A 22,615-nucleotide genomic window follows, 5' to 3' on the forward strand; every position below is an offset into this window, starting at 1 on the left:
AGACTTCAGGATGGACTTGTTCGATGTAGGCAACGCAGGGGAGGACGCCATGGGCGCACAGGTCTCGATCGGGGACTTCGCGGTGATGACTAGCCTGAGCAGAAAGGCGCTACGCCACTACCACGACATCGGCATTCTCGAACCCGCCCACATCGACCCCTACACCGGCTACCGCTTCTACGACACCAGCCAGGTCGACCATGCGCACATCATTCGTCGGTTCCGCTCCCTGGGCATGTCCATTCCCGACATCAAGGCGCTGCTGAGCACCGACGACGCCGGCGCCCGCACCGACATCATCACCACCCATCTCGAACAGATGGAGGCACAGCTGCAGCAGACCCGGGACACCGTGGGTGCGCTGCGCGAATTGCTTTCCCCCGTCAGCACTCCCGCTTCCGTCACGGTGCGCCACGAACCGGAACTAGCCGTGTGGTCGGTCAGCGCCACCATCGATGTCTCCGCGATCGACGACTGGTTCATGGCGTCACTGCAGACCCTGCACCAGGCCATCGCCACGGCCACAGGCACACCGACCGCGGTGGTACCGGGCGGCCTCTACGAGCGCGGGCTCTTTCTCGAACAGCACGGCAGCGCAACCATGTTCGTCGCAGCACCACCGTCGGCGGACGCCCCCGAGGGCATCCACGCCGAGGTCTTCCCCAAGGCTGAGTTCGCGGTGCTCACCCATCCCGGCGGTCACGACGGCATCGACCGCAGTTACGCGGCGCTGGGGATCTATGTCAACGAGCACCTGATCAGCAGCCAGGGACCCATCCGCGAACACTACCTGGGCGGAACGGCAACAGATCCGGGAAGGTTCACCGCCACCGAGATCTGCTGGCCGATCTTCAACACCATCGCGTCGCCAGAACGACAGCAGTAAGCGAAAACGCCCGGCGAAGCCCTCAGCCGGTGGGCGCGCGAGGACATGAATCGCGCCCGCCGGGGGAGCCCGCGGTCATCAGCGGCAGCCTGCGATTGTCGCTCGAGGCCACCGCAGACGGCGATATCGGCGGACCGTCACTGCAACGGCTCGGGCGTGAAGCTGACGTCGACCCCGCCCACGGTCATCGTCACCTGGCTCTCGATCACCATCACCTGCGCGGAGAACCGTCGGTCAACGGTCTGGGCCAGTTCTTGCACGGGCGCGTGCGGAATCTGCAGCACCGACAGGTTGGGCAGCCCCGCCACTTTGGGGCCGACAGTGCGCCACCAGGTGCTCACGCCGGCGGCGAACGGGAAAAGCACCACCTGGTCGGCTTGGCCGGCCGCCTTGCCCAAGACGCGTTCGTCGGGCTGGCCGACGTTGATCCACTCCAGCATCCGGCCCGTGTAGTCGGCAAGCCGCAGATCCGGGACCCCCGGGGTGGACAGGCCGGCGCCGAACGCCAACTCACCGTCGACGTCGCTGAGCCGGTGCGCGCGCAGCCCGAACGCCAACAACCGCACCACCATCCGCTCGTCGGTCTCGCTGGGATGACGGGCGACCGTCAGCGTGTGATCGGCGTAGTAGCCGTGGTCGACATCGGAGACGCCGAGTTCGACTTTGAACACTGTTGCAGAAAGGGCCACGTCATAGTGTCCACCCGGGTGGCACTCCCCGGGTAGTCGGGCCGCCGCAGAAACCCTGCCCCGCTCGTGGCGGGCTCAGATCTTTTCCGCCTCGACGAGGTCGTGCGGCACCACCGAGAACGTGCGTCCGGTGGGGCGCAGGCCGGCGCTGGTGAGCAATTCCGACAGTTCGTCCGACGAGCGCAGGCGTCCGCCGTCCCGTTGGGTCAAGGTGTGCAGGTCGAGAAGCGGTGAAAACGGGTTGGGGCGATTGCGCGGCTGCAGATACTCGATCACCACCAGCTTGCTGCCCCGCGGCATGCTCGCAGCGACCGTGGCGAGGATCTCCGCGCAGCGTTGGTCGTCCCAGTCGTGCAGCACATCCTTGAGCAGGTAGACATCCGCGGTGGCGGGAACGGCGCGGAAGATATCGCCCGCGACCCGCTCGACCCGGCCGGCAACGCCGCGCTCGGTGAGTACGCGTTGCGCCTCGCTGACCATGGCCGCGCTGTCGACCAGAATCCCGCGCAGGTTTGCGCCGGACTCGGACACGATGACCGACAGCAGCGTCCCGATGCCGCCGGCCACGTCACACACCACCGCGCCGTCCGGCCACGGATACACCCCCGCGATGGCTCGGGCACTGATCTCGGTGGCCTGGCGCATGGTCGCGGCGAACACGCTGTGCTCATCGGGGTGCTCGGCGTACCAGTCCCACACCGACATCCCGTGCACCGACTCGAACGCGCTCCGGCCGGTGCGCACGCTGTCGGCCAGGCCACTCCAGGCGTCGACGGTCGATCGCATCCCCTTGTAGCGCATCCAGGCGCGCAGCGACGCCGGATGGTCGCTGCGCAACACCGCGCCCATCCGGGTCAGCGTCACCGCACCGGTGTGGTCGTCCATGGTGCACAGGTCACACGCGACGGCCCCGCGCAACAGCCGGTGCGTGGTCTCTTCGTCGCAGCCGACCCGGGCGGCGATCTGCGATGCGGTCATCGACCCGTCGGCGAGCACGTCGGCGATCCCGAGTTCGGCTATCGCAGCGGCGATCTGGACCCCACCGACACCTTCCCCAAGGTCCAGCATCGCGATCTGCGGCGGCACCAGCCTGTCGGCGAGCCGCTTGAGCTTGCGTCGGAGGGCGAGCGTGGCCAGTACCACCGGGAGCGGCGTCGTTGCCATCCGTGCCAGGTTACTACTCGGCTGGATGTCGCCAGGTTGGCCTGACCAAAGTGCCCCTGCGGGAGGTACTTTCAGGCAACGGCATCGATCGAGCTGACGGTGATTTCGAAGGGGCCCTGCTGTTTGTCCAGAATGTACAACGCCACTTCGTCGATGAGCGCGGGGTCTAACGCTCGCGGAGCATCGGGCGCAGGTGTGAGGCGCATACCGACCGGTTCGAAACCCGCAATGGGCAGTTCGTAGACCCGCGGGATACCGGCCTCGGTACGGAACCGCTGAATGTAGGACCACGGCTGCCCGTCGATGCCCACCTTCACCAGGTAGGTCTTGCCATCACCGCGCGCGTGCACCCGCAGCGATGTCGCACCTGCCGCCCGGGCGCCGAGGCCGGGATCTTGCGGGCCGCGGGCCGAGGCGAACCCGCCGTTGTTCTGCAGTGAGACGGTGCCCGAGAACACGAGACCACCGTCGCCGACGGTCACGCTCGAGGTGGACACGCCGCCCATGACCGGGTCGTTGACGGTCGTCCAGCCGGCCGCCGCGCCGGGATCGTCGAAGTCGAGCAGGACCACGTCGGGGCGTTCGGCGGCCCCGCACGACACGGCCAGGATCGCCACGGCGGCGACCGCGACGCCGGTGAGGGCGCGCCGCATTTGCCGGGGGCCGAACCCCTGGGCCAGGGGACGTCTCATGAGGTCAATGTATTGAGCTCTGCCACCGTGTCAACCTTGGTCGGTCGGGGGATCTCGCCAACGCCGGTCTGGTCCACCGCACGGTCGAGGACGCGCCTCGCTCCAGCGCCCGGCTCGCGGCGTTATGGCTGACCGGGCTGCTGTCCCAAGAGGTTCCGGTCGAGGTGCCACCGGCTCCCACTGATCCGCAGATCCGCCGCGCGCTTTACCACTAAGCATTCCGGTCGGGCGTGACGCCTGCGATCCGACTGCCACGGCCCGCGTCAAGTATTTGTTGACGATGCCGGATTAGTCAAGATAGGATTAACGCATGTCCGGCTCATTCATGGCGGTCGCCCAACAGCTGCACCGCAAGCTGGGCGGCATCCTCGCCGCTCCCGTTCTGCGGAGTGAGGACGAGCCGCTGGAATCCGTGCGCGCAGCGCGCGATATTCAAAGCGGGGCCGAGGCGTTGATGGCCGCAGCAGTTCGGCAGGCTCGTGAGGGCGGCCGGACATGGCAGGAGATTGGAGATGTGCTCGGTGTTTCGCGTCAGGCTGCGTTTCAGAAATATGGCAAGGTCATCGATCCCCGTACCGGAGAGATCATGAATACCACTCCACTGCCGGAAGCCATCGAGTTGGCCCGAGCGGTCATCGACGACCATGCTCACGGCCGGTGGGCCGACATTGCCGCACGCTTCGACGACACGATGCGCGCGGGGCTCACCGAAGAGGGGCTTGCCGAAGCCTGGGCATATCTGGCAGGGATGGCAGGGGCCTACGAAAGTCACGGTGACACCGAGGCCGTGCGCGCCGGCGATTTCACCATCACCAACACGCCGCTGCGCTTCGAGGCGGGCGACTTCGTCGCTCGGATCACCTTCCGCGACGACCGATCAATCGCCGGACTCTACATCCTCAATCCCGAGGTGGCCGGCTTAGTGGATGGTCCAGCCGCCGACTGAGTCGGCGGGTTCGCGGGTTCGTCCAGGCGACTTATCGTGCCGTGTAGGGAGAATGCCATGGCCACAGCAGAGCCGCGCCGCCGAGGTCTGCTCGACGTCGGTGACGGCAACAAGCTGTATTGGGAGTCCCGGGGTAACCCGCTGGGGCAAACCGTCTTGCTGGTGCACGGCGGCCCGGGCAGCGGTCGGTCCCGCACCGCCCATAAAGCGTTCGACCCGAACCTTTTTCACGTCGTCTCGTTCGATCAACGCGGATGCGGGGACAGCGTCCCCAGCGCCGCCGATCCGAGTACAGACATGTCCGTCAACACCACCGAGCATCTGCTGGCCGATATGGAAGCCTTACGCGACCACCTGGGGGTGCGGCGCTGGCTGCTGCATGGGGGATCGTGGGCGTCCACGTTGATCCTCGCCTACGCGCAACGCCATCCCCAGTTTGTCGATGGAATCATCCTGATCGGGGTCACGATGACCCGAGCGCGTGAGATCGATTGGCTCTATCGAGGTTTGCGATTACTCCTCCCTGACGAGTGGGAGCGCTTCCACAACGGTCTTCCCGAACCGCTGCGCAACGGCGACCCCGTTCAGGGCTATTGGCAGCTCATGAACGATCCAGACCCGCAGGTGGTCGAGAATGCCGCGCGTGACTGGTGCGCCTGGGAGGACGCCGTGATCGCCCACGAGACCCATGGCGCGCCAGGACAGTACAGTGCCAGGGTCGGTGCGGAGCGTATGGCATTCGTCCGGATCTGCACGCATTACTTCGCTCACCTTGCCTGGCTAGGCGAGGACGAACTACTGCGCGGCGCACCCGCGCTTGCCGGTATTCCCGGCATCCTCATCCACGGCCGGCTCGATCTCTCGGCTCCGTTGCTGACCGCGTGGGAGCTCGCCCGGGCCTGGCCCGACGCGGAACTCGTCGTAGTGGAGGACTCCGGACACACCGGCAGCTCGACCATGCACGCGGCGCTCACCGACGCGATCGCGCGTTTTGCCGGCACTGCCCTGCCGACCTCAAATCGCCCCGGAACGGGCACGCCGCGGTGGTCGTAGCTGCGGGGGATCAGCCGCACCGGTCGATCTACCCGCGACCCGGGCCAGGATGTCGAGCATGGCGGTGATCGTGGGTCGAGTCGCGGTACCGGTGCGGGTGATGGCTTCGACACGGCGTGCGACGTTGACGCCGTCGATGCGTCTGCGGATGAGTTCACGAACCGTGGGGGCATAGCGGGGGAGTAGGGCGATGCCGACCCCCGACAACACGAGTTCTTCCACGACGCGAAAGTCGTTGATGCGCTGCACTATCCGTGGCTGAACCCCGGAGATGGCGGCGAGGGAGCGCATCACATCGTCGGCCATACGCCCGATCTGGACACTGATCCACGGACAATGCGCGAGGTCCTGCAACGCGATGGACTCGTTGTCGGCCAGATGGTGATCCGGGCGCAGCAGGAGGTCCAGTGGCTCGCGCATCAGGAATGTCGACATGTACCTGGGGCCCCATCACGAAGCGTCGCGTTCATCGCGGTCGATGATCACGATGTCGTGCTCGCCGAGGAGCTCGGGGCTCCGGTCGGCGGAGTGGTCGATATCGTGGGCGATCACCTCGACCCCGATATCGGACGCCTCGGCAATGACGCCGGGAAGAAGCATCGCCGCCGCAGATGGCACCATCGCCACCCGCACGACGCCCCGCGGCGTGGTCCGGAAGCCTTCCATTTCGGCATGCGCGCGCTCCAAGGCGGCGAGGATGTCATCGGCGCGCGCCACGAGTGCCTTGCCGGCTTCGGTGAGGCGCACGCGTCGACCTACGGGCTCGAGCAATTCGACGCCGGCCTCCCGTTGAAGTCGCTTGAGCTGTTGGGATACCGCGGACGGCGTCAAGGACAGCGCCTCGGCGGTGGCGTGCACGGTGCCGTGTTCGGCGAAGTGGCGCAGTAGGCGCAGGCGCTCCACATCCATGAAGTGAACTCTAAACAATCGATCCACAATAAGTTGCTTGTGTGAACGATGCCCAGCGGCGAGGCTGAGCATGCCCAAGGCGGGCAGGCTTGTTCGACACCGTTCCGGCGGAGCCGGACGATGATGCGGGAGTCATTGCGGTGGAAGAAGTTGTGGTCTGCGCGGCGGCGCTGCTGTGGACATGGGCAATCGGCGACGTGATGGCAGTTGATCACCAGCCACTGCGCCCGGGGGAGAAGGCGGCATGGATCGCGGCCGTCATGCTGTTGCCCGCAGCCGGGGCATTGATGTGGCTGCTGGTTGGCCGGCCCGCGACCCACACGGAAGAGGCGCCGGCCACGCATCCAGTGAGCCCCAGACCCGACGTGCACCGAAAATGACTTGGCCGGTTGATGTTTGGCTGCGACGATGGTGCAGGAACGGGTCGAACAGGGTATTCGGGGTGGACATGATCGAGATCAGGCCGGCGACGCCGGACGATGCCACGGGCGTCGCGCGGGCGCATGTGCGGTCCTGGCAGGTTGGCTATCGGGGACTCATCGCGCAGGAATATCTCGATGCCCTGCGCCCGGAAGATCGTGCCCAGCGCTACGGTTTCGACCGGATGCCGCTGCGCGGTCCGTACACACAGGTGGCGGTGGACGGTGATGCGATCTGCGGGCACGTCACCACCGGTCTGAGCCGAGACGACGACCTGCGCGGCCAGGGTGAGATCTGGGCGATCTACGTCGACCCGGTGCGGTGGGGAACCGGCATCGGGCAGCGGCTACTGACCGCCGGTTGCGAGCAGCTTCGCGGCCAAGGCGTTGCCATCGCCGGTCTTTGGGTGCTCGACGGCAACGTCCGGGCCCGGCGCTTCTACGAATCGGCGAGATGGCGGTGGCACGGGACGCGGCGGACCGACACCATTGGCGACGATGTGGTGGACGAAGTCCGCTATCAGCGCACGCTGCGCCCGACCGACGGCCGCCCCTGATTTCGGTCACTCACCGGCCTCCGAGGCCATTCCCGCCGTCGGCGGTGATGTCCTACGTCCCAGCAGCAGGATCGGCACCAGGGTGGCGGCGGTGACCGCGCCGAGAATCGCCAGCGTGGGATAGCTGGTGCGCGCGACGATCAGTCCGGACAGTAGCCCACCGACCGCACCTGCCACGGCGATGAACAGGTCAACGGTGCCTTGGGTTTTGGCGCGTGTGGTCACCGGGGTGGAGGTGGTGATGACGGTGGTACCGGCCACCAGGCCAAGGCTCCATCCGAAGCCGAGCAGGGCGAGGGCAGCCGCGAGCGCGGCCACGGAGTGCGCGGGTGCGACACTCGCCAGCACCCCCGCACCGATGAGGGTGAGTGCGGCCAACGCGGCGGTGACAGCAGTGCCGTAACGGTCGACCAGATATCCGGAGATGGGTGCGGGCAGGAACATGGCCGCGACATGGATGGAGATGACCAGTCCCGCCGCGGCGAGTTCGTGGTGGTGATGCTGCATATAGACCGGTGTCATGGTCATGATGGCAACCATCACCAGTTGAGTGATGATCATGACCGCCGTCCCCGCGAGTACGGCACGGTTCCACGTCGAGACGGGGGCCGGTGCGTCGCCGTCCATCGCTGGCTGCGGCTCGGGCAGGCTGGCGGCGAGTTGTAAAGGGTCGGGGCGCAACAGGATCCAGATGACGATCCCGGCCGCCCCGTACGCAACTGCGGCGAGCAGGAATGGCCCCGCGAGGCGGGGAACACCTATGGTGTCGGCGAGCTCGCCGAGGGTGCCCACGAGATTGGGACCGATGACCGCTCCCACGGTGGTGGCGACCAGGACGGTGCTGATGGCGCGGGCACGACGCTCGCGGTGGGCGAGGTCGGCACCGGCGTAGCGGGCCTGCAGGTTGGTTGCGGTGCCGGCACCGTAGATGAACAGCGCGATGAACAGCAGGGGCACGTTGTCGGCGACGGCAGCGGCGACGATGCCGATGCTGCCCACGGTGCCGGTGGCGTATCCGGCGGCCAGGCCGATGCGTCGCCCGAAGCGCTGTGAGAGCCGTCCGACGCCGGCGGCGGCGGCCGCCGAACCGATGGTGAACAGCGCGCTGGGCAGACCGGCCAACCCCGTGGAGCCGAGCATCTCCTGGGCCAGCAGGGCACCGACGGTGATGCCGGCAGCAAGTCCGGCGCCGCTGAATATCTGAGCACCGACGAGCACCCGCAGAGTGCGTCGCTGCACAGCCTGAATCTCGTCGGTGGCGGGTGCGCCGTTGGCCGCGGTCACTGGAGGGTCGTTTTCGTCGCGGGGTGGGCACCGGATGAGCCGGTGCGGTTCTCGGTGATCCAGTACGCGGCGAGCAGACCGGAACCGGCGGTCAGGACGGCGGCGGCGACGATGGTGGCTTCGAGGTTCAGCACGTCGGCGATGATGCCGGCCACCAATGCGCCGGCCGCATAGCCGATATCGCGCCAGAACCGGTACGTGCCGAGCGCGTTGGCTCGCCAGGTGGGGTGAGCGTGATCGGAGATGGATGCGATCAGTGCGGGGTAGACCATGGCGGTACCGATGCCGAGCAGGATCGCCGAGGCGATGCCGGCCAGTAGCGGCGACTGCAGCAGGCCCAGGGCGACGACGAAGGCGAGCGCTTGGACGAGCATGCCGGCGACGATGAGCGGTTTGCGGCCGACGCGGTCGGCAAGGTGGCCGGTCGGGATCTGCCCGAGTCCCCACAGCAGTGGATAAAGCCCCTTGATGAGACCGACTGCGGCCAGGCCCAGCCCGTGTTCGGTGAACAGCAGCGGAAACACACCCCAGGTGAGTCCGTCATTGAGGTTGTTCACCAGGCCCGCCTGACTGGCGCCCCGCAGGCTGCGGTCGCGCCACGACGTGCGGGCGGATATTGCCCAAAACCCGGTTCGCTCTGCCGGGTTCGGCGCGGGATGGCGGGAGAGCTCCAGCGCGAGGTGGGCGGCGGTATCGCGCACGACCAGCGACAGCCCGAGCCCGGCAACGACGAACACCACGCCGATCAGTTCGGGCACCGGCCGCAGTCCGTAGGAAGTGGCTAGGAATCCGGTGAGCAAGGCGGTGGCGCCGACGGCGACGTAACCGGCGGCCTCGTTGAGGCCGGTCGCCAGACCGCGGCGCTCGGGACCGACCAGATCGATCTTCATGTTGACGGTCATCGACCAGGTGAGGCCCTGGTTGAGGCCGAGCAGGACGTTGGCGGCGATGATCCACCACCAGGACGGGGCCCAGGCCAACATGAACGGCACCGGTATGCCGAGCGCCCACCCGGTCAGCAGGAGTTGTTTGCGGGTGAAGCGTCCGGTCAGGGCCCCGGCGGCGAGATTGGTCAGGGCCTTGGTGACGCCGAAGGCCATGATGAACGCGAACACCGCGAGATCGTTTGTCAGCCCGAACACCTCGGTACCGATCAAGGGCACGGTGGTGCGTTCCAGTCCGACCAGTGCGCCGACGCAGATGTTGACGATGACCAGGAACGCGAACTGCACCCAGTTTTCCCGTAGCCCGAGCTGCACGCCGCGACCGGTCAGGCCGGCGTTGCGCGACCGCTCGGTGGATGGCATCGGTGTCTCCCTGACGCATACCGGGTGTTCCGGGGACCGCTTACGACGACACAGTACATTAATCCATGGAATAGTGGAATACTAAGTCCGTGGAGAGATCGCCGGACAAGACGCGGCTGTATGAGGCGTTCGCAGCCAGCGGAAAAGCCCTGTCCAACGCCAGTCGGCTGGAATTGTTGGATCTGCTCGCTCAGGGCGAGCGCACCGTCGATGCGCTGGCCAAGGGGGCCGGTCTGAACGTGACGACGGCCTCGGCGCATCTGCAGACCCTCAAGGCGGCCGGGTTCGTCGCGACCCGACGCGACGGGGTGCGGATCTTCTACCGACTCGCCGGTGAAGACGTCGCGCAGCTCTTCGCGTTGTTCCGTAAGGTCGCCGAGCGCCATCAGGCCGAAGTTCCCGCCGCCCGCGATGCGTACCTGCTCGGCGATGGGCACCCGGTCGACGCGTTGGACCGAGCCGAACTGGCCGCGCGGTCGGCGAGCGGCGCAGTAGTGGTCCTCGATGTCCGCCCACGCGAGGAACACGCCGCCGGGCACATCCCAGGGTCGGTGTCGATTCCGATCGACGAACTCGCCGATCGCATCGACGAGTTGCCCACCGACCGTGAGGTCGTCGTGTACTGCCGCGGCGAATACTGTTCCTTCGCTTATGACGCCGTGCGGCTACTGAGCAGCGCGGGCCGTCGTGCCATCCGGCTCAGCGACGGCATGCTCGAATGGCGCTTGGCCGACCAGCCGGTGGCATTCGGCGACCAGTGAGGTCCGCTGGCTCTCAACAGGTGAGCTGTCGGAGGCCGAACGCCGAACACCATGAGGTCTTCCGGCCCTCGGCCGGGGCCCATCGCGGGCCTACGGTCACGAAACATGAGCGACAGCGCCGTGATTGCCTTGTCGGACCCGGACGCCACCAAGGCCGCGTTGACCGGAGGCAAGGGCGCCCATCTTGCGACCATGGTGCTGGCGGGGCTGCCCGTGCCCGGAGGCTTCGTGGTCGCCACTGCGGCGTATCGCCAGGTGATTCGAGACCACGGGATCGAGGACGTGATCCACCGCGAGATGGCCGGCCTCGTCGACGGGTCCGTGGCGTTGGATGTCGTCTCGGCGAGGTTGCGTGACGCGGTGGAATCCGCGCCGATGCCCGCCGCGCTGCGGGAGGCGATCGGTGCGGCCTACACCGCGCTCGGTGAAGGGGCGGTGGCCGTGCGGTCCTCGGCAACCGCAGAGGACCTGCCGGAGGCCAGTTTCGCCGGCCAGCAGGAGACCGTGCTCAACGTCGTGGGTCGCGAGAGTCTGTGCGACGCAGTGCGCCGGTGCTGGTCGTCGCTCTGGACGGCGCGGGCGATCAGCTACCGCGGTCGGCAGGGAATCGGATCAGGCGATATCGCGGTGGCCGTCGTCGTCCAGAAGATGGTGCCCGCCGAGGCGGCAGGTGTGCTGTTCACCGCGGACCCGGTATCGGGACGGCGAGACCGCATCGTCGTCGAGGCCACGGCCGGGCTCGGCGAAGCGGTGGTGAGTGGACGCCTGACACCGCAGCGGTGGACGATCGATGCCGACACTGCCGCGGTGCTCTCCGGGCCCGCTCACGGTGTGTTGAGCGCCGACCAGAGCAGGATGCTGGTCGAGCTCGGGGCCCGGAGAGCCAGAATCTTCGGCGCCCCACAGGATATTGAATGGGCTGTGTCACAAGGGCGGTGCTGGCTCTTGCAGTCACGGGCGATCACCTCGCTGTACCCGTTGCCCCCGGCGCGGCCGGGGTTGCGTGCCTACATCCCGGCGATGCTCATCGCCCAGGGGATCAGCGAGCCCTTCACCCCGGCAGGCAATGCGTACTTTCGCTCGCTGACCACCGCGTGGATCACCTACCTCACCACGGGAGCGGTACCGCGCGCGGGCACAGCGCCCCCGCCGTGGCTGCCCGTCGTGGCGGGCCGAATCTTCATCGATGTCACCGAGCTGCTGCAACGTCCCCGGTTGGCTGCCAGAGTGCTCTTCAGCGTGCGCGCGAAGGATCCGACGGCCGCTGCGGCCCTGCAGGAATGGCTCGGGGAGAACGCCGTTCGACTACCCCGACCTCGCCGTTGGCTGCCGCCTTTCGGCGCGGCCGCCACGGTGGCGAGGATCGTTTGGGCTGCCGGAGTCGCCGTCGCGGCCCCAGGCCGGCGCAGACGCCGTCTGGTGAGCTCCGCGGAGACCGAGTTGACGCAGCTCGGGAGACAGGCAGCCACCCGAGCTACACCCGCGGAACTCGTCGACTTTGTGCTGCGCGACCTGCCGGCCAGGACCTGCCGGGTGATCACCGAACAGCTACCCGCCGTGTACGCCGAGGAGATCCTCAAGGTCCTCATCCAACGGCTACTGATGCGCTGGTTGGGCAGCTCGTCGGGCTGGGAACCCGTCATGCGCTGGCTGCCGAACGACCCCACCATGGCCATGGGCGCAGAACTCGCGCACCTGGCCGACCTGTATGCACGAGCTGGTACCGAACCTCTCGCGAACAGCACTGCGGTCACCGATTTCCTGTCCCGCTACGGGCATCGCGCTCCCGACCGCGAAATAGACATGGGACTACCACGTTTCAACGACAACCCGACGTACGTCGTGGAAATGATCCACGGATATCTGGGCTCGGGGGTGGCCGGTGAGGCCGCGACCCGGTTCGACACAGGTGCGGCTGAGGCCCGCGAGGCGGCCCAACAGTTGGTTGCCCGCGTGCGCAAGGTCAAGGGACGAACCCGGGCAGCGCTGCTGCACGATCTGCTGAATCGGTACCGCGCTCTCGGCGGGATGCGTGAGCAACCCAAATTCGACATCGTGCGGGCCATAGCGCTGGGGCGACGCACACTGCAACGGGCGGGTGCCGCCCTGGTAGCCGACGGCAGGCTCGCCGCCGTCGACGACATCTTCTTTGTGGACGACGGCGGTCTGCGTGCTGTAGTGGCCGGACACACCGGGGATCTCACTGCGCTGGCTGCGGCGGGACGGCACGAGTTCGAACGGGAGATGCGCCGACGCACCGTTCCGCGCCTGCTGGTCAGTGACGGCGAGACCGTCTATGGCCCTAGGCATTCCGGCAAAGCGGGGCCGGATGCGTTGGTGGGCACCGCGGTGTCACCGGGCGTGCACGAAGGTGTGGTGCGCATCCTCGATTCACCGGTCGGCGCCGAACTGCAACGCGGGGAGATCCTGGTCGCCGACACCACCGACCCGGGTTGGACGCCACTGTTTCTGATCGCCGGAGCCCTCGTCATGGAGGTCGGGGGTGTCGTATCGCATGGCGCGGTGGTCGCGCGGGAATACGGAATTCCGGCGGTGGCGGGGATCCCCGGTGTGACCGACCGGCTCCGCACCGGTCAGCGGGTACGGGTCGACGGTGGCAGCGGCACCGTCACCATCCTCGAGGATGTCGCGGCCGCAGCGGTGACAACCCGCGACTGACCGCACACATCGTCGGACCGTTTGCCGCTCCGGCCGGCCGGGCACCCATGCCGGAACGGCGATACCAAGGAGATCTCATGACCATCTGCGATACCTGCGGCAACGACTACGACAAGGCGTTCTCGGTGACCTTCCCGGACGGGCGTTCGGCCACGTTCGACAGCGTCGAATGTGCGGCCGTTCAACTCGCACCCGAATGCGCGCACTGCGGGTGCCGAATCCTCGGCCACGGTATCGAAGCGGACGAGGGCATCTTCTGCTGCGCGCACTGTGCCCGCAAGGCGTCCAATGCCGACGTCAACGACCGCTACCCGGTGCCCTCCGGCGCCTGATCGGCGCACATCTGTGAGCCGGTGCGGCCGAGATCAGTGAAGTTACCTACGCATCGGAATGTATCGCGCGCACCGTAGCGCGGGTGGCGAGGTCGGTTGGGTGCCTCCGGGCGGCTGGCGCTGCCGACATTCCCCGCCCGTAAGTCTCTGTCCGGCTTGGCACCTTGGCGTGGCGCCAAACTGTGCCGTGCACAGGTCGGTAACCGCGGGGTCGGCAGTGTCGCTCAGCGCTGCAGGCACTGAGCATTGACCCAATACATTCCGGTCTGTATGTTACTGACGTCAGCGTCAACGCGCGTCACCACCCGATCGGATCCAGGACATTGGCTGCTCACCAGGAACCCGCGCCGGAGAACCCGGCCGCCGCTCACGCCGCACCGACAGCGTCCGACGACGGTCACCCGCGCACGGCGCCGCCGCCCCTCGCCACCGTCGCGCACATCGGTAAGCGTGCCGCACAGGTCGGCGGGGTGGCGGTCGCTGCCTATGTCATCGCGGCCGTCGCGTCCGGACAAGCGGTAGCCGACGCCGACACCGCGAGTCAATCCGACTCCGTCTCGTCCTCCGCATCGCGGGATGCCGGGTCGCCCGACGATGACGACGCCACCCGCCCGTCGCCTCCCGAACGGGACGGCACGGATCGGTCCGAGCGGGCAGAACTGTCAGCGGACCGCGCGGACATCGACGACGCGGATACCGACGACGAGAACATCGCCTCCGACGATGCGCCGACACTGACCGGCGATCGCGACGACGACGAGGAGATCGGCGACGACACATCCGATACCGACGACCTCGCAAGCGAATTGGCCTCGCCCACCGCCCTCGACCAGGTGGCGGGACCGGCACCGACCGCGGGGTCGGATACGCCGGCGACCGCCGAGGACGTCGAACCAGCACTGTCCGCCGATCCGGATCCGCTGCCGGCCGCATCATCGCCGGTCCTGACCGCCGTCACCGACGTGGACAGCGCCGTCGCCAACCCCGCCCCCGCGATCCCGAGCGCCGCGGCCACGGCGACGCCACCCGCGCCGCCGCAGGCCGACGTGGATTGGACCCTGCTCGGCTGGATCCGTCGCACGCTGTTCAACCGATCGCCGGTGATCGAGTACAGCACCAGCCTCAATCTGCAGGACGCGAGCAGCGGCGTCATCACCGGCAATATCGGGGCGGTGGACCCCGAGGGTGACCGGCTGACGTACACACTGGTGACCGGCCCGCGTTCGGGCACCATCGTCATCGACGAGCTCACCGGGAACTTCACGTTCACGCCGGCCCCGGACCTCGCCGACTCCGGTGGCGTCGATTTCTTCACCGTCAAGGTCAGTGACGGCAAGGACCATCTGCTGTCGACGCTGTTCGCCCGTGATCGCGGCGTTCCGACCGCCCGGATTCCCGTCGTCGTCGCCGCGCTGTCGAGCACCGAATCGTCGGCACCCCCGCTGGAGACGTTCGAGGTGGAGAAGGTGATCACCTTCGATGTGCCGGAGGGCCACACCGTCACCGGCGCGGACCTGACGCCGGACGGCGAACACCTCCTCCTTGAGGTGAAGGTGGGCGGCAACACCCACATCGGCGTGTCGAATCTGGACGGCGGCGAGTACCAATGCCTTTCCTGCGGCCTGGTGCCCAACGCCACCAAGGCCCGGGTGCTGGAGGACAACAAGAGGATCTGGTTCGCCAACACCTCCGGACAGCAATCCGCCGATGATCCGCTCGGAGGTGCCGGAGCGATCACCTACGCCGTGTTGGAGTGCGAAGGGTCGATCACGTCGTGCGGTGAGCGCACTGTCAAGAAGGTCGAGTTCCCCTCGGACGGGCGCTGGTTCGGCCTGCTGCCGACGCAGAACCGGGAGGCCAAGCCCGACCCGTTCGGTGAGTACGTCACCTGGACCGAGAACACCATCTTCACCGGGCCGCGGATGAGCATCGCCAATCTGGTCGCCACCGAGAAGGGCTACACGCTCAAGGAACAGCGGATCTTCAGTCCGCAGTGGGACGAAGGCACCGACTATGCGCTGGACTTCGCCAACGCCACCCGCTTCTACGAGGGCGCGAGCTGGCATGCGGGCGGGCGCTATCTGAAGTACCAGACGACCACCACCGGCCTCAACTACGACATCTACCTGCTGGACACCCTCACCGGCGAGCGGCGCCAACTGACCAGCGACCTGGACTACAACGAATCCGGCGACGTCTCGCCGGACGGAAACTGGGTGTACTACAGCTCGGCGCGCGGCCTGGACCGCATGGATGTGTTCACCGCTCTGCAGCGGCCCTCGCTGCTCGACAGTGCGGCCTTCCCCCAGATCGGCAGGGTCAGCCTCTGGAACAACCGGCGCTCGATGAACGAGCCCTGGATGATGGACCTCTCTGCCGGTCAGCAACTGGGCGGCTACGCGGGCCAACCGATCGTCGTCGACCCCGACTGGACGATCCGCGGGTGGAGCTGGTTCCCCGACTCCACCCGTGCGGTGATCAACGAGCAGCAACGCCCCGACGGCGCCACCCCCGGAGCTCCGGACACCCCGTGGCGCATCAGCATCATCAGCTTCCCCTCCCGCACGCCGACGGCGGCGCTGGAACCCGTGCACCAGGATCCCGCCGCCATCGCCACGTGGTCGGTTCCGGTCAAGGACTACCACCCGATGATGGGGCGCCAAGTGGGGTCCCGGGAGCTCAAGGGCGCCTATTCGGGGACCGCGACGCTGCGCTACGGCGGCATCTTCGCGTGGGGCAAGTATTCGGTGACCTATGAGAACTACTCCGACGACGGTAAGACCTTCATCAACGGCACCGAGAAGGTCACTGTCTTCAACCCGATGGGCAACTCCGTGTGGCAAGCCGATCTGACCAGCACGGGTGAGCGCACCGGCTATCTGGCGGGCACCATCAAGGTCGGCAAGTCCAACGCGTTCTCCGGTGAGGTGACCTCCGAGATCAACGGCGTGACCTACAGCGGCGTGCCCACCCAGGCCGAACTCCCCGCCATTACCCAGCCTCAGCTCGCGATCTCGGTGGCCGGCGACAGCGTTCGCGTCACCGCGTCCGTGGCGGAGGACGGTCAGCCCCGGCCGGTGCGCGGCGCCACCGTGACCGTCGGCGGGGTGACGACGACCACCGACGAGAACGGCTACGCCCACGTCGCATTCGTCCCCGGCGACACCATCACCGCGGTCGGAGGAGGGTTCCGCTCGGCCAGTCAGCTCGTGTCGCCCCTCTAGGCGAGCGCGGCTCACCGGCGGCCGCCTCACCTGGTCGGGTGGACATCGCCACCGCCAGTTCGTAGCCTGTCCGAGACGTCGAAGCCGGGCCGGGATCGGTCCTTGACCGCGAAGGGCCGTGACTAGCCGTATGACCCGGGTGCGCCACACACTCCGGCGAATGACGGTCGGATCAGCGGCAACCCTGCTGGCACTGGCCGTGACGATGAGCGATGTCAACGCCGACCCGGCGGCTGACGCGCTGGCCGAACTCCGCGAGTTGTCCGCGCAGGCGGTGCAGAGTCGCGAGGCGGTCACCAGCGCCCAACGCCAGGTGGATGCCACCCTGGCCACCCAGATCGCGGCCGACAACCGTCACCGCGCCGACCTGGCCACCCTGGAAGCGGCGACCGCGCAGCTGGCGCCCTATCAGGACGCCGCGGATCGCGTCGCCGCCATGACCTATATGAACGGTGGTACCGGGCAGCTGGCGGCCGTGCTGACCGCCGGCTCACCGCAACAGTTGATCGACAAGATGGCACTGCACCGAGCGGTGGCCGCTCAGACCGCCGACCAGATGGCGGCGTTGAAACCGGCACGGGAGCGCGCGGCCGCCGCGGTCCAGGCCTCGGAGCGTTCCGCCGCCGGTGCACGGGCCGCGGCCGAACAGGCCGCCGCCGTGCGCGCCGAACTGCAGGCCAAGCTCAGCGAGATGTTGAAGCAGATCGCGGCCGCGGAGGCGCAGTATGCGGCGTTGACCCCGCAACAGCAGGCCGTGGTCGACAACGCCCCGCCGCCGCCGGCGGCCCCAGCTCCGGCCCCGACCGATCCGGCCATCGTCGCGATGCCCCCCGCACCGTCCCTCGCGGCCGCCGTCATGGATATCCCGGAGGCGGCGTTGCCCGTGGGCGTCGCCAACGAGGCGGGTCTGCAGCCCAATGCGATCCTGGCGGCCCGGGCCGTCAGTGCACAGTTCCCGCAGATCGGCGAGATCGGCGGCGTCCGGCCGGACTCGAAGCCCTGGCATCCGAGCGGCCTGGCGATCGACATCATGATCCCGAACTCCGGGAGCCCCGAGGGCATCGCGCTCGGTGATCAGATCATGGCGTTCGCGATGAACAACGCGGCCCGGTTCGGGCTCCAGGATGTGATCTGGCGCGGCACCTACTACACGCCGGCCGGTCCGCAGGCCTCGGGATACGGCCACTTCGACCATGTGCACATCACGGTGACGCCCCGCCGCTGATTCAGGGGTGCTTGTTCCATTGGCCGCAGTCCTGGGCCAGCACATCGTTGACGTCCACGCGGATGCCGCCGACAACCGGCCCCGGATTCGAGGCCGTGTCGATGACGCGTTGGTAGAGCACGGCGGCCGGATGGATCTGGCCCTTGGACCAGGACCGGGTCTGCCAGATCCAGGCCTTGCCGGGCGAGCTCGACCTGCCGATGACGCCGTCTTCGATGGCCCACTGGCAGGGGTTCACACCGGCGTAGATGCCGGTACGCATTTCGCCGATCACCGCGTTGATCCCGCGAAACCACGGCAGTGCCAGGTTGTTCCAGGTGCCGCGGTCGATATCGTCATCGACGCTGAAGAAGATCGGTGCGCTCTTTCCGCCACCTGCCGCGGTGTGCAATGCCCAGGCGGTCTTGGCGTCGGCGACGCCGCCGGCGTACCCGCGGGTGAAATCCGAAGGCGCTGTCCCCCCGGGCTTTCCGTACTGGTAGTTGCTCACGATGATCAACCCGGCCGCGGTCAACTGCTGGGCATAGGGCAGCGTGATGGGTTTGGCTCCGAACGACGAGCCCGGGCGTGAGGTGGACACGTAGTTGATCACCCCGGCATGCCCGGCCGCCCGGATGTCCTGGGCCGGAATCTGGCGCATCGCATAGTCGATCAGCGTGGGTGCCGCGGCCGCGGCGGTGGGCGCGTGGGCCAGCGATGCCGCGCCGAGACCGGCGGCTGCGGACACCGCTGCGGCATAGCGCAGGGCGTCACGGCGGGAGACCGCGCGCGAATCCGGCATGGCCGGATGTTAACAGAGTGATCGTTGTGAAGAATGTGACCTGGCCGGGGTGGTCGCGGCGAATTTACGCGTGCGACAGCCCGGTGCGAGCCTCAGCGACGGGACGCATTGGTGGTCACCGGCCTGCGGACAGCCGCGCCGACGAGGTGGCGGCGCAGGCGGCCGTCCGCGATCCGGAACAGGCGGGCCATGGCCACGGCGGTCCCGCGGACATCGTCGCGCGCGGTCAGGTAGGTCCACCGGTGCTCGGCCGGGAGAGCGAAGAACGTCTCGAAGAACGCAGGCACATCCGCGGGGGGCATCTGCAACAGCGCCTCCAAGCCGATCCGGCGGAAGCGGTGGATCGCGCGCGCCGAGCGCGACCAGACGATGTCGCGCGCCGCAGCCAGCGCGGCATCCGGGCCGGCCGGCAGCCCGGTGGCGAGCGCCGTGGCCACCCGTGGGGCCAGCCTCAGCGACGCGGCGACACTGAATCCGGTCGCCGGGTGGATCAGCGGCGCGGCCGCGCCGAATCCGAGTGCGCCCGCACCGCGGTACCGCGGCTGATCGAGCGGAAACGAAACCCTCTCGCTGCGTGCGCCTTCCGGTACGGGCACGCCGTGCCGGGCCAGCCGGGCATGCAACCGGCTGCGCAGCGCCGACAACGGCAACCCCGGTCGGCGGGCCAGCGAGGTCTCCTCCACCAGCACCTGCCCGCCGCCCAGCGGCACGGCGTACAGGAAGGTCGGCCAACCGGTCTCGCCGTGGTCGGCACGCCAGTCCATGAACAGCGCCGTCCCGGGCTCGGTGAACGGCGCCGCCACCGCCTCGTCGACCACCAGACCGTACGCCGTCTGTTCGGCAGGCACCCGGCGCGCCCCGGCGGGATCGAGGGGTCGAGCCCGACCCCCCGCATCGACGACCACCGCGGCGCGCAGCTCGGATCCGTCGGCCAGGGCGACCACACCAGGGCGCGGCGAGCCGACCGCCCGCCCGGTGCTGATGTGCACCCCGGTGAGCCGGTCGGCGAGATGCCGGTGCAGGGCGGGCACATCGAGAACGGCGTACTCCCAACCCAAGCGGTGCTCGGTCAGCGCGATCACCCGGCCCGCCGCCCGTGCCGACACCACGGATTCCGGCAGGTCCGGCGGTAGTTCCTGACTCCACATCCCGTAGGTGGCCGTCCACGGCCGGTCGGGGGAGGGGTCCAGCAACCCGGTGTCCAGCCCCAGTCGCGCGCATTCCGCCGCCAACGCCATGCCTGCGGGTCCGCCGCCCACGACCAGGATGTCCATCGCGGGCAGCCGTGGTCCGAAGGTCACAGTCGAACCCTACGCACGCAGCGTTCGCGTGAACATAATGTGCGCAACCTGGCGGCGCGGCGTCCGGGCCTCGACGATGGAACCGAGCAATCGTCGAGGGAGAGGTCGTGAGCGTGGTCTCAGCGCAGGTCGCCGAACGCATCCGCAAACCACACTGGTCGTTGGCCCGGACGTGGTTGTTGCAGCCGGGCACCCCGGGCGGGGAGGCGGTGTTCGACACCGTGGTCGAGGGCAACGCCGATGTCGTGGTCCTCGACATCGAGGACGGATTGCCCGATGCGCAGAAGCCGGCGGGCCGCCGCGCTGTCGCGCAGTGGCTGTCCGGCACCGGGCGGGCGTGGGTTCGGATCAACGCCGTCGATACCCCGTTCTGGGCGGCTGATCTGGATGCCCTGGGCGGCGTCCCTGGCGTGGCCGGGGTGATGCTGGCCAAGACCGAGTCCGCCGCGGACATCGCCGCCACCGTGCAGCGGTTGCCGGCGGACACGCCGGTGGTGGCGTTGATCGAGTCCGCTCTCGGTATCGAGTCGGCGTTCGACATCGCGCGGGCCCCGGGATGTAGTCGTATCGCGTTCGGTGTCGGCGATTTCCGCCGCGACACCGGGATGAGCGATGACCCCGCGGTGCTGGCCTACCCCAGGGCCAGGCTGGTCATCGGCAGCCGGGCCGCGGGGCTGCCGGCACCGATCGACGGGCCCACGCTGCGCACCGCGGCCAACCGGCTGGCCCGGGAGACGGCGGTGGCCAAGGCCGCCGGGATGACGGGGCGGCTGTGCCTGGATCTCGCCCACGCCGAGACGATCAACCGGCTGCTCAGCCCGTCGCCGCTGGAGATCGACGAGGCGCGCGGCACGCTCGACCGGCTGGACGCACCCAACGGCCCCTATGACGGCAGCGTCGGGCCTACCCGGGCGCGCGCCGAAGCCGTGCTCGACCTCGCCTGCAAGCTCGGCCTCATCCCGCGCCGAGCCTGACCGGCTGCCCGAGCAAGAAGCCCTGACCGCACTGAATGCCCAGCGCCTGCAATGCGCGCATCTGCTCGGGGTTCTCGATCGCCTCGGCGATCGTGGCTGAGCCCAGCTCGCCCGCGAGTTGCACGATGGAGGTGGCCAGCGCCCGTTTGACGGGATCGTTCTCGATATCGGCGGTGAGCTCGCCGTCGATCTTGATCATGTCGGGTCGGAGCCGCAGGAGCTGGGTGAAACTGGCGAAACCGGCCCCGGCATCGTCGATGGCCAGGCGGATGCCTTTGTCCCGCAACGGTTTCAATCGGGCGGCGAAGTCCTCGGGAAACGGCTCGTGTTCGGTGATCTCCACCACGAGGCGATGCTCGGCGGATGTGAGGATCTCTTGCACCGTCGGGTCGAGAACGGTCAGCGGACTCAGATTGACCGCGACAAAACAATCGTTCGGGATGGTCCGCGCGTCGGAGAGGATCCGCCGAAGGGCCAACAGTTCCAGTGGATAGCTGCGGCCGAGCTGGCGTGCGGTGTCGAACCAACGGGCGGGGTTGGGCTCTGGCTGCGCCGGAAAACGGGACAGCCCCTCGAATCCGAGCGTCTCGCCGGTGGCCAGGTCGATGATCGGTTGGAAGACCGGTAGCAGCTCGGACGGCGTTGCCAGCACCGCGTCGAGCTGATCGTGCAAGTGATCCTGGCGCAGGGCCTCGGGCAGCAACACCGACGCCAGGAACCGCGCGGCCGTGTCGGCGTTCGGCGTGCGGGGGTCGCCGAGCAGGTCGTCGAGCAGCCGCGACAGCTCCGCGTGGGAGTCGATCAAGGCCGAGACGAACTCGCTGATCGAGGTGATGGCGAGAATGTCGGCGTCGTTGAACCGGTTGGCCTCGGTGGCCGTAACGGATAGGGCGCCGACCGCGGCGCCGTTGTGCATCAACGGGATCACCACCAGCGAGTGAATACCCAGCCGGTTGCCGATTTCGCGGACCTGGGGGGTCAGCGACATATCGGTCGAGGTTTCGTGGCTGACCTGGGGTTGCCCGGTGGCGATCGCTCGGCCCTGGAAGGTGTCCTCGGCGGGAAGCACCAGGCCGAGCAGGGACGCCACCAGCCCGTGCGCCGACACGACGACGAATTTCTCGTCCTGGGTGTAGATGCTGATGGCCGCGCCGTCGGCCTTGGGAGTGAACAGGCAGGTCTGCTCGGCGATCCTGCTCATCAGCGACACCGGATCCAGAGAGTCCGCAAGGACTGTCGCCAGCTTGTGCATCGAGCCCCATCTCGACGGCATCGTGTGTCCCGCTATTTCACATCACGTTCGGGCCTGCGGCGCGGTGAAACGCTAAAACCGGCGCGCACCGAGACAAACCGGCGCATTTTGCGAAAGCGCATGCGCAAGCGCTTGCGTCCCTTATGCTCCTCCTCACCGCGTGATGCGATCCGCGTCACA

General features: G+C 68.1%; 21 protein-coding genes. 11 read left to right on the top strand and 10 right to left on the bottom strand.

Going from position 1 to position 22,615, the window contains the following annotated elements; genetic code table 11:
- Window positions 1-49 precede the first annotated feature (49 nt).
- Complete coding sequence (locus A7U43_RS03380; protein ID WP_067991121.1) at window positions 50-886, top strand: MerR family transcriptional regulator; 837 nt, start codon at window positions 50-52, stop codon at window positions 884-886.
- Between the two features lie 137 nt (window positions 887-1,023).
- Here A7U43_RS03380 and A7U43_RS03385 read toward each other — a convergent pair whose 3' ends face one another.
- The 3 genes from A7U43_RS03385 to A7U43_RS03395 form a co-directional block, all read right to left on the bottom strand.
- Window positions 1,024-1,575, bottom strand: a complete 552-nt coding sequence (locus tag A7U43_RS03385; protein WP_067991124.1) for a YaeQ family protein — start codon at window positions 1,573-1,575, stop codon at window positions 1,024-1,026.
- 75 nt (window positions 1,576-1,650) lie between these two features.
- Window positions 1,651-2,739 (bottom strand): methyltransferase, encoded by a 1,089-nt coding sequence (locus tag A7U43_RS03390; RefSeq protein ID WP_082902004.1) that lies wholly within the window; start codon window positions 2,737-2,739, stop codon window positions 1,651-1,653.
- Window positions 2,740-2,810: 71 nt separating this feature from the next.
- Window positions 2,811-3,431 (bottom strand): CIA30 family protein, encoded by a 621-nt coding sequence (locus A7U43_RS03395; protein WP_231963517.1) that lies wholly within the window; start codon window positions 3,429-3,431, stop codon window positions 2,811-2,813.
- Window positions 3,432-3,741: 310 nt separating this feature from the next.
- Here A7U43_RS03395 and A7U43_RS03400 point away from each other — a divergent pair, with 310 nt between their 5' ends.
- On the top strand, window positions 3,742-4,377 hold the full coding sequence (locus A7U43_RS03400) for a DUF3887 domain-containing protein (RefSeq protein ID WP_067991133.1): 636 nt from the start codon (window positions 3,742-3,744) through the stop codon (window positions 4,375-4,377).
- A gap of 57 nt (window positions 4,378-4,434) precedes the next feature.
- A complete protein-coding gene (gene pip / locus A7U43_RS03405; protein ID WP_067991134.1) occupies window positions 4,435-5,430 on the top strand; it encodes a prolyl aminopeptidase in 996 nt (331 codons plus the stop codon).
- Here the strand turns inward: pip and A7U43_RS30250 are convergent.
- Entirely contained in the window at window positions 5,392-5,865 is a 474-nt protein-coding gene (locus A7U43_RS30250) for a LysR substrate-binding domain-containing protein (protein WP_231963518.1), read from the bottom strand. The genes pip and A7U43_RS30250 overlap by 39 nt on opposite strands.
- 15 nt (window positions 5,866-5,880) lie before the next feature.
- Window positions 5,881-6,339 (bottom strand): LysR family transcriptional regulator, encoded by a 459-nt coding sequence (locus A7U43_RS30255; protein WP_231963519.1) that lies wholly within the window; start codon window positions 6,337-6,339, stop codon window positions 5,881-5,883.
- Between the two features lie 89 nt (window positions 6,340-6,428).
- Between A7U43_RS30255 and A7U43_RS03415 the strand changes: the two genes are divergently transcribed.
- Together A7U43_RS03415 and A7U43_RS03420 are read left to right on the top strand one after the other, a co-directional pair.
- On the top strand, window positions 6,429-6,719 hold the full coding sequence (locus tag A7U43_RS03415; RefSeq protein ID WP_067991135.1) for a PLD nuclease N-terminal domain-containing protein: 291 nt from the start codon (window positions 6,429-6,431) through the stop codon (window positions 6,717-6,719).
- Between the two features lie 68 nt (window positions 6,720-6,787).
- Window positions 6,788-7,315, top strand: a complete 528-nt coding sequence (locus tag A7U43_RS03420; protein ID WP_068001799.1) for a GNAT family N-acetyltransferase — start codon at window positions 6,788-6,790, stop codon at window positions 7,313-7,315.
- Window positions 7,316-7,321: 6 nt separating this feature from the next.
- Here A7U43_RS03420 and A7U43_RS03425 read toward each other — a convergent pair whose 3' ends face one another.
- Window positions 7,322-8,599 (bottom strand): MFS transporter, encoded by a 1,278-nt coding sequence (locus tag A7U43_RS03425; protein ID WP_231963520.1) that lies wholly within the window; start codon window positions 8,597-8,599, stop codon window positions 7,322-7,324.
- On the bottom strand, window positions 8,596-9,906 hold the full coding sequence (locus tag A7U43_RS03430; RefSeq protein WP_067991136.1) for an MFS transporter: 1,311 nt from the start codon (window positions 9,904-9,906) through the stop codon (window positions 8,596-8,598). Before A7U43_RS03430 ends, A7U43_RS03425 begins: the two co-directional genes overlap by 4 nt.
- Window positions 9,907-9,995: 89 nt before the next feature.
- Here A7U43_RS03430 and A7U43_RS03435 point away from each other — a divergent pair, with 89 nt between their 5' ends.
- From A7U43_RS03435 to A7U43_RS03455, 5 genes are all read left to right on the top strand, one after another.
- On the top strand, window positions 9,996-10,667 hold the full coding sequence (locus A7U43_RS03435; protein ID WP_067991137.1) for an ArsR/SmtB family transcription factor: 672 nt from the start codon (window positions 9,996-9,998) through the stop codon (window positions 10,665-10,667).
- Window positions 10,668-10,772: 105 nt separating this feature from the next.
- Window positions 10,773-13,346, top strand: a complete 2,574-nt coding sequence (locus tag A7U43_RS03440; protein WP_067991139.1) for a PEP/pyruvate-binding domain-containing protein — start codon at window positions 10,773-10,775, stop codon at window positions 13,344-13,346.
- A gap of 77 nt (window positions 13,347-13,423) precedes the next feature.
- Window positions 13,424-13,678, top strand: coding sequence for a hypothetical protein (locus tag A7U43_RS03445; protein ID WP_067991141.1), 255 nt, complete (start codon window positions 13,424-13,426; stop codon window positions 13,676-13,678).
- 323 nt (window positions 13,679-14,001) lie between these two features.
- Window positions 14,002-16,902: an Ig-like domain-containing protein gene (locus A7U43_RS03450; protein ID WP_067991143.1), complete on the top strand. Its 2,901-nt coding sequence runs from the start codon at window positions 14,002-14,004 to the stop codon at window positions 16,900-16,902.
- A gap of 130 nt (window positions 16,903-17,032) precedes the next feature.
- Window positions 17,033-18,127: a coiled-coil domain-containing protein gene (locus A7U43_RS03455; RefSeq protein ID WP_067991146.1), complete on the top strand. Its 1,095-nt coding sequence runs from the start codon at window positions 17,033-17,035 to the stop codon at window positions 18,125-18,127.
- A gap of 1 nt (window position 18,128) precedes the next feature.
- Here the strand turns inward: A7U43_RS03455 and A7U43_RS03460 are convergent, their stop codons facing one another.
- Together A7U43_RS03460 and A7U43_RS03465 are read right to left on the bottom strand one after the other, a co-directional pair.
- On the bottom strand, window positions 18,129-18,908 hold the full coding sequence (locus A7U43_RS03460; protein ID WP_067991149.1) for a DUF1906 domain-containing protein: 780 nt from the start codon (window positions 18,906-18,908) through the stop codon (window positions 18,129-18,131).
- Window positions 18,909-19,000: 92 nt separating this feature from the next.
- Window positions 19,001-20,209 (bottom strand): lycopene cyclase family protein, encoded by a 1,209-nt coding sequence (locus A7U43_RS03465; RefSeq protein ID WP_418287675.1) that lies wholly within the window; start codon window positions 20,207-20,209, stop codon window positions 19,001-19,003.
- A 107-nt stretch (window positions 20,210-20,316) separates the two neighbouring features.
- Between A7U43_RS03465 and A7U43_RS03470 the strand changes: the two genes are divergently transcribed.
- Window positions 20,317-21,183 (top strand): HpcH/HpaI aldolase/citrate lyase family protein, encoded by an 867-nt coding sequence (locus tag A7U43_RS03470; protein WP_231963521.1) that lies wholly within the window; start codon window positions 20,317-20,319, stop codon window positions 21,181-21,183.
- Here the strand turns inward: A7U43_RS03470 and A7U43_RS03475 are convergent.
- Window positions 21,164-22,435, bottom strand: coding sequence for a sensor domain-containing phosphodiesterase (locus A7U43_RS03475; RefSeq protein ID WP_067991152.1), 1,272 nt, complete (start codon window positions 22,433-22,435; stop codon window positions 21,164-21,166). The two genes, A7U43_RS03470 and A7U43_RS03475, sit on opposite strands and share 20 nt — an antisense overlap.
- Window positions 22,436-22,615: the final 180 nt, after the last annotated feature.

Source organism: Mycobacterium adipatum (genome assembly GCF_001644575.1).
Taxonomy (GTDB): domain Bacteria; phylum Actinomycetota; class Actinomycetes; order Mycobacteriales; family Mycobacteriaceae; genus Mycobacterium; species Mycobacterium adipatum.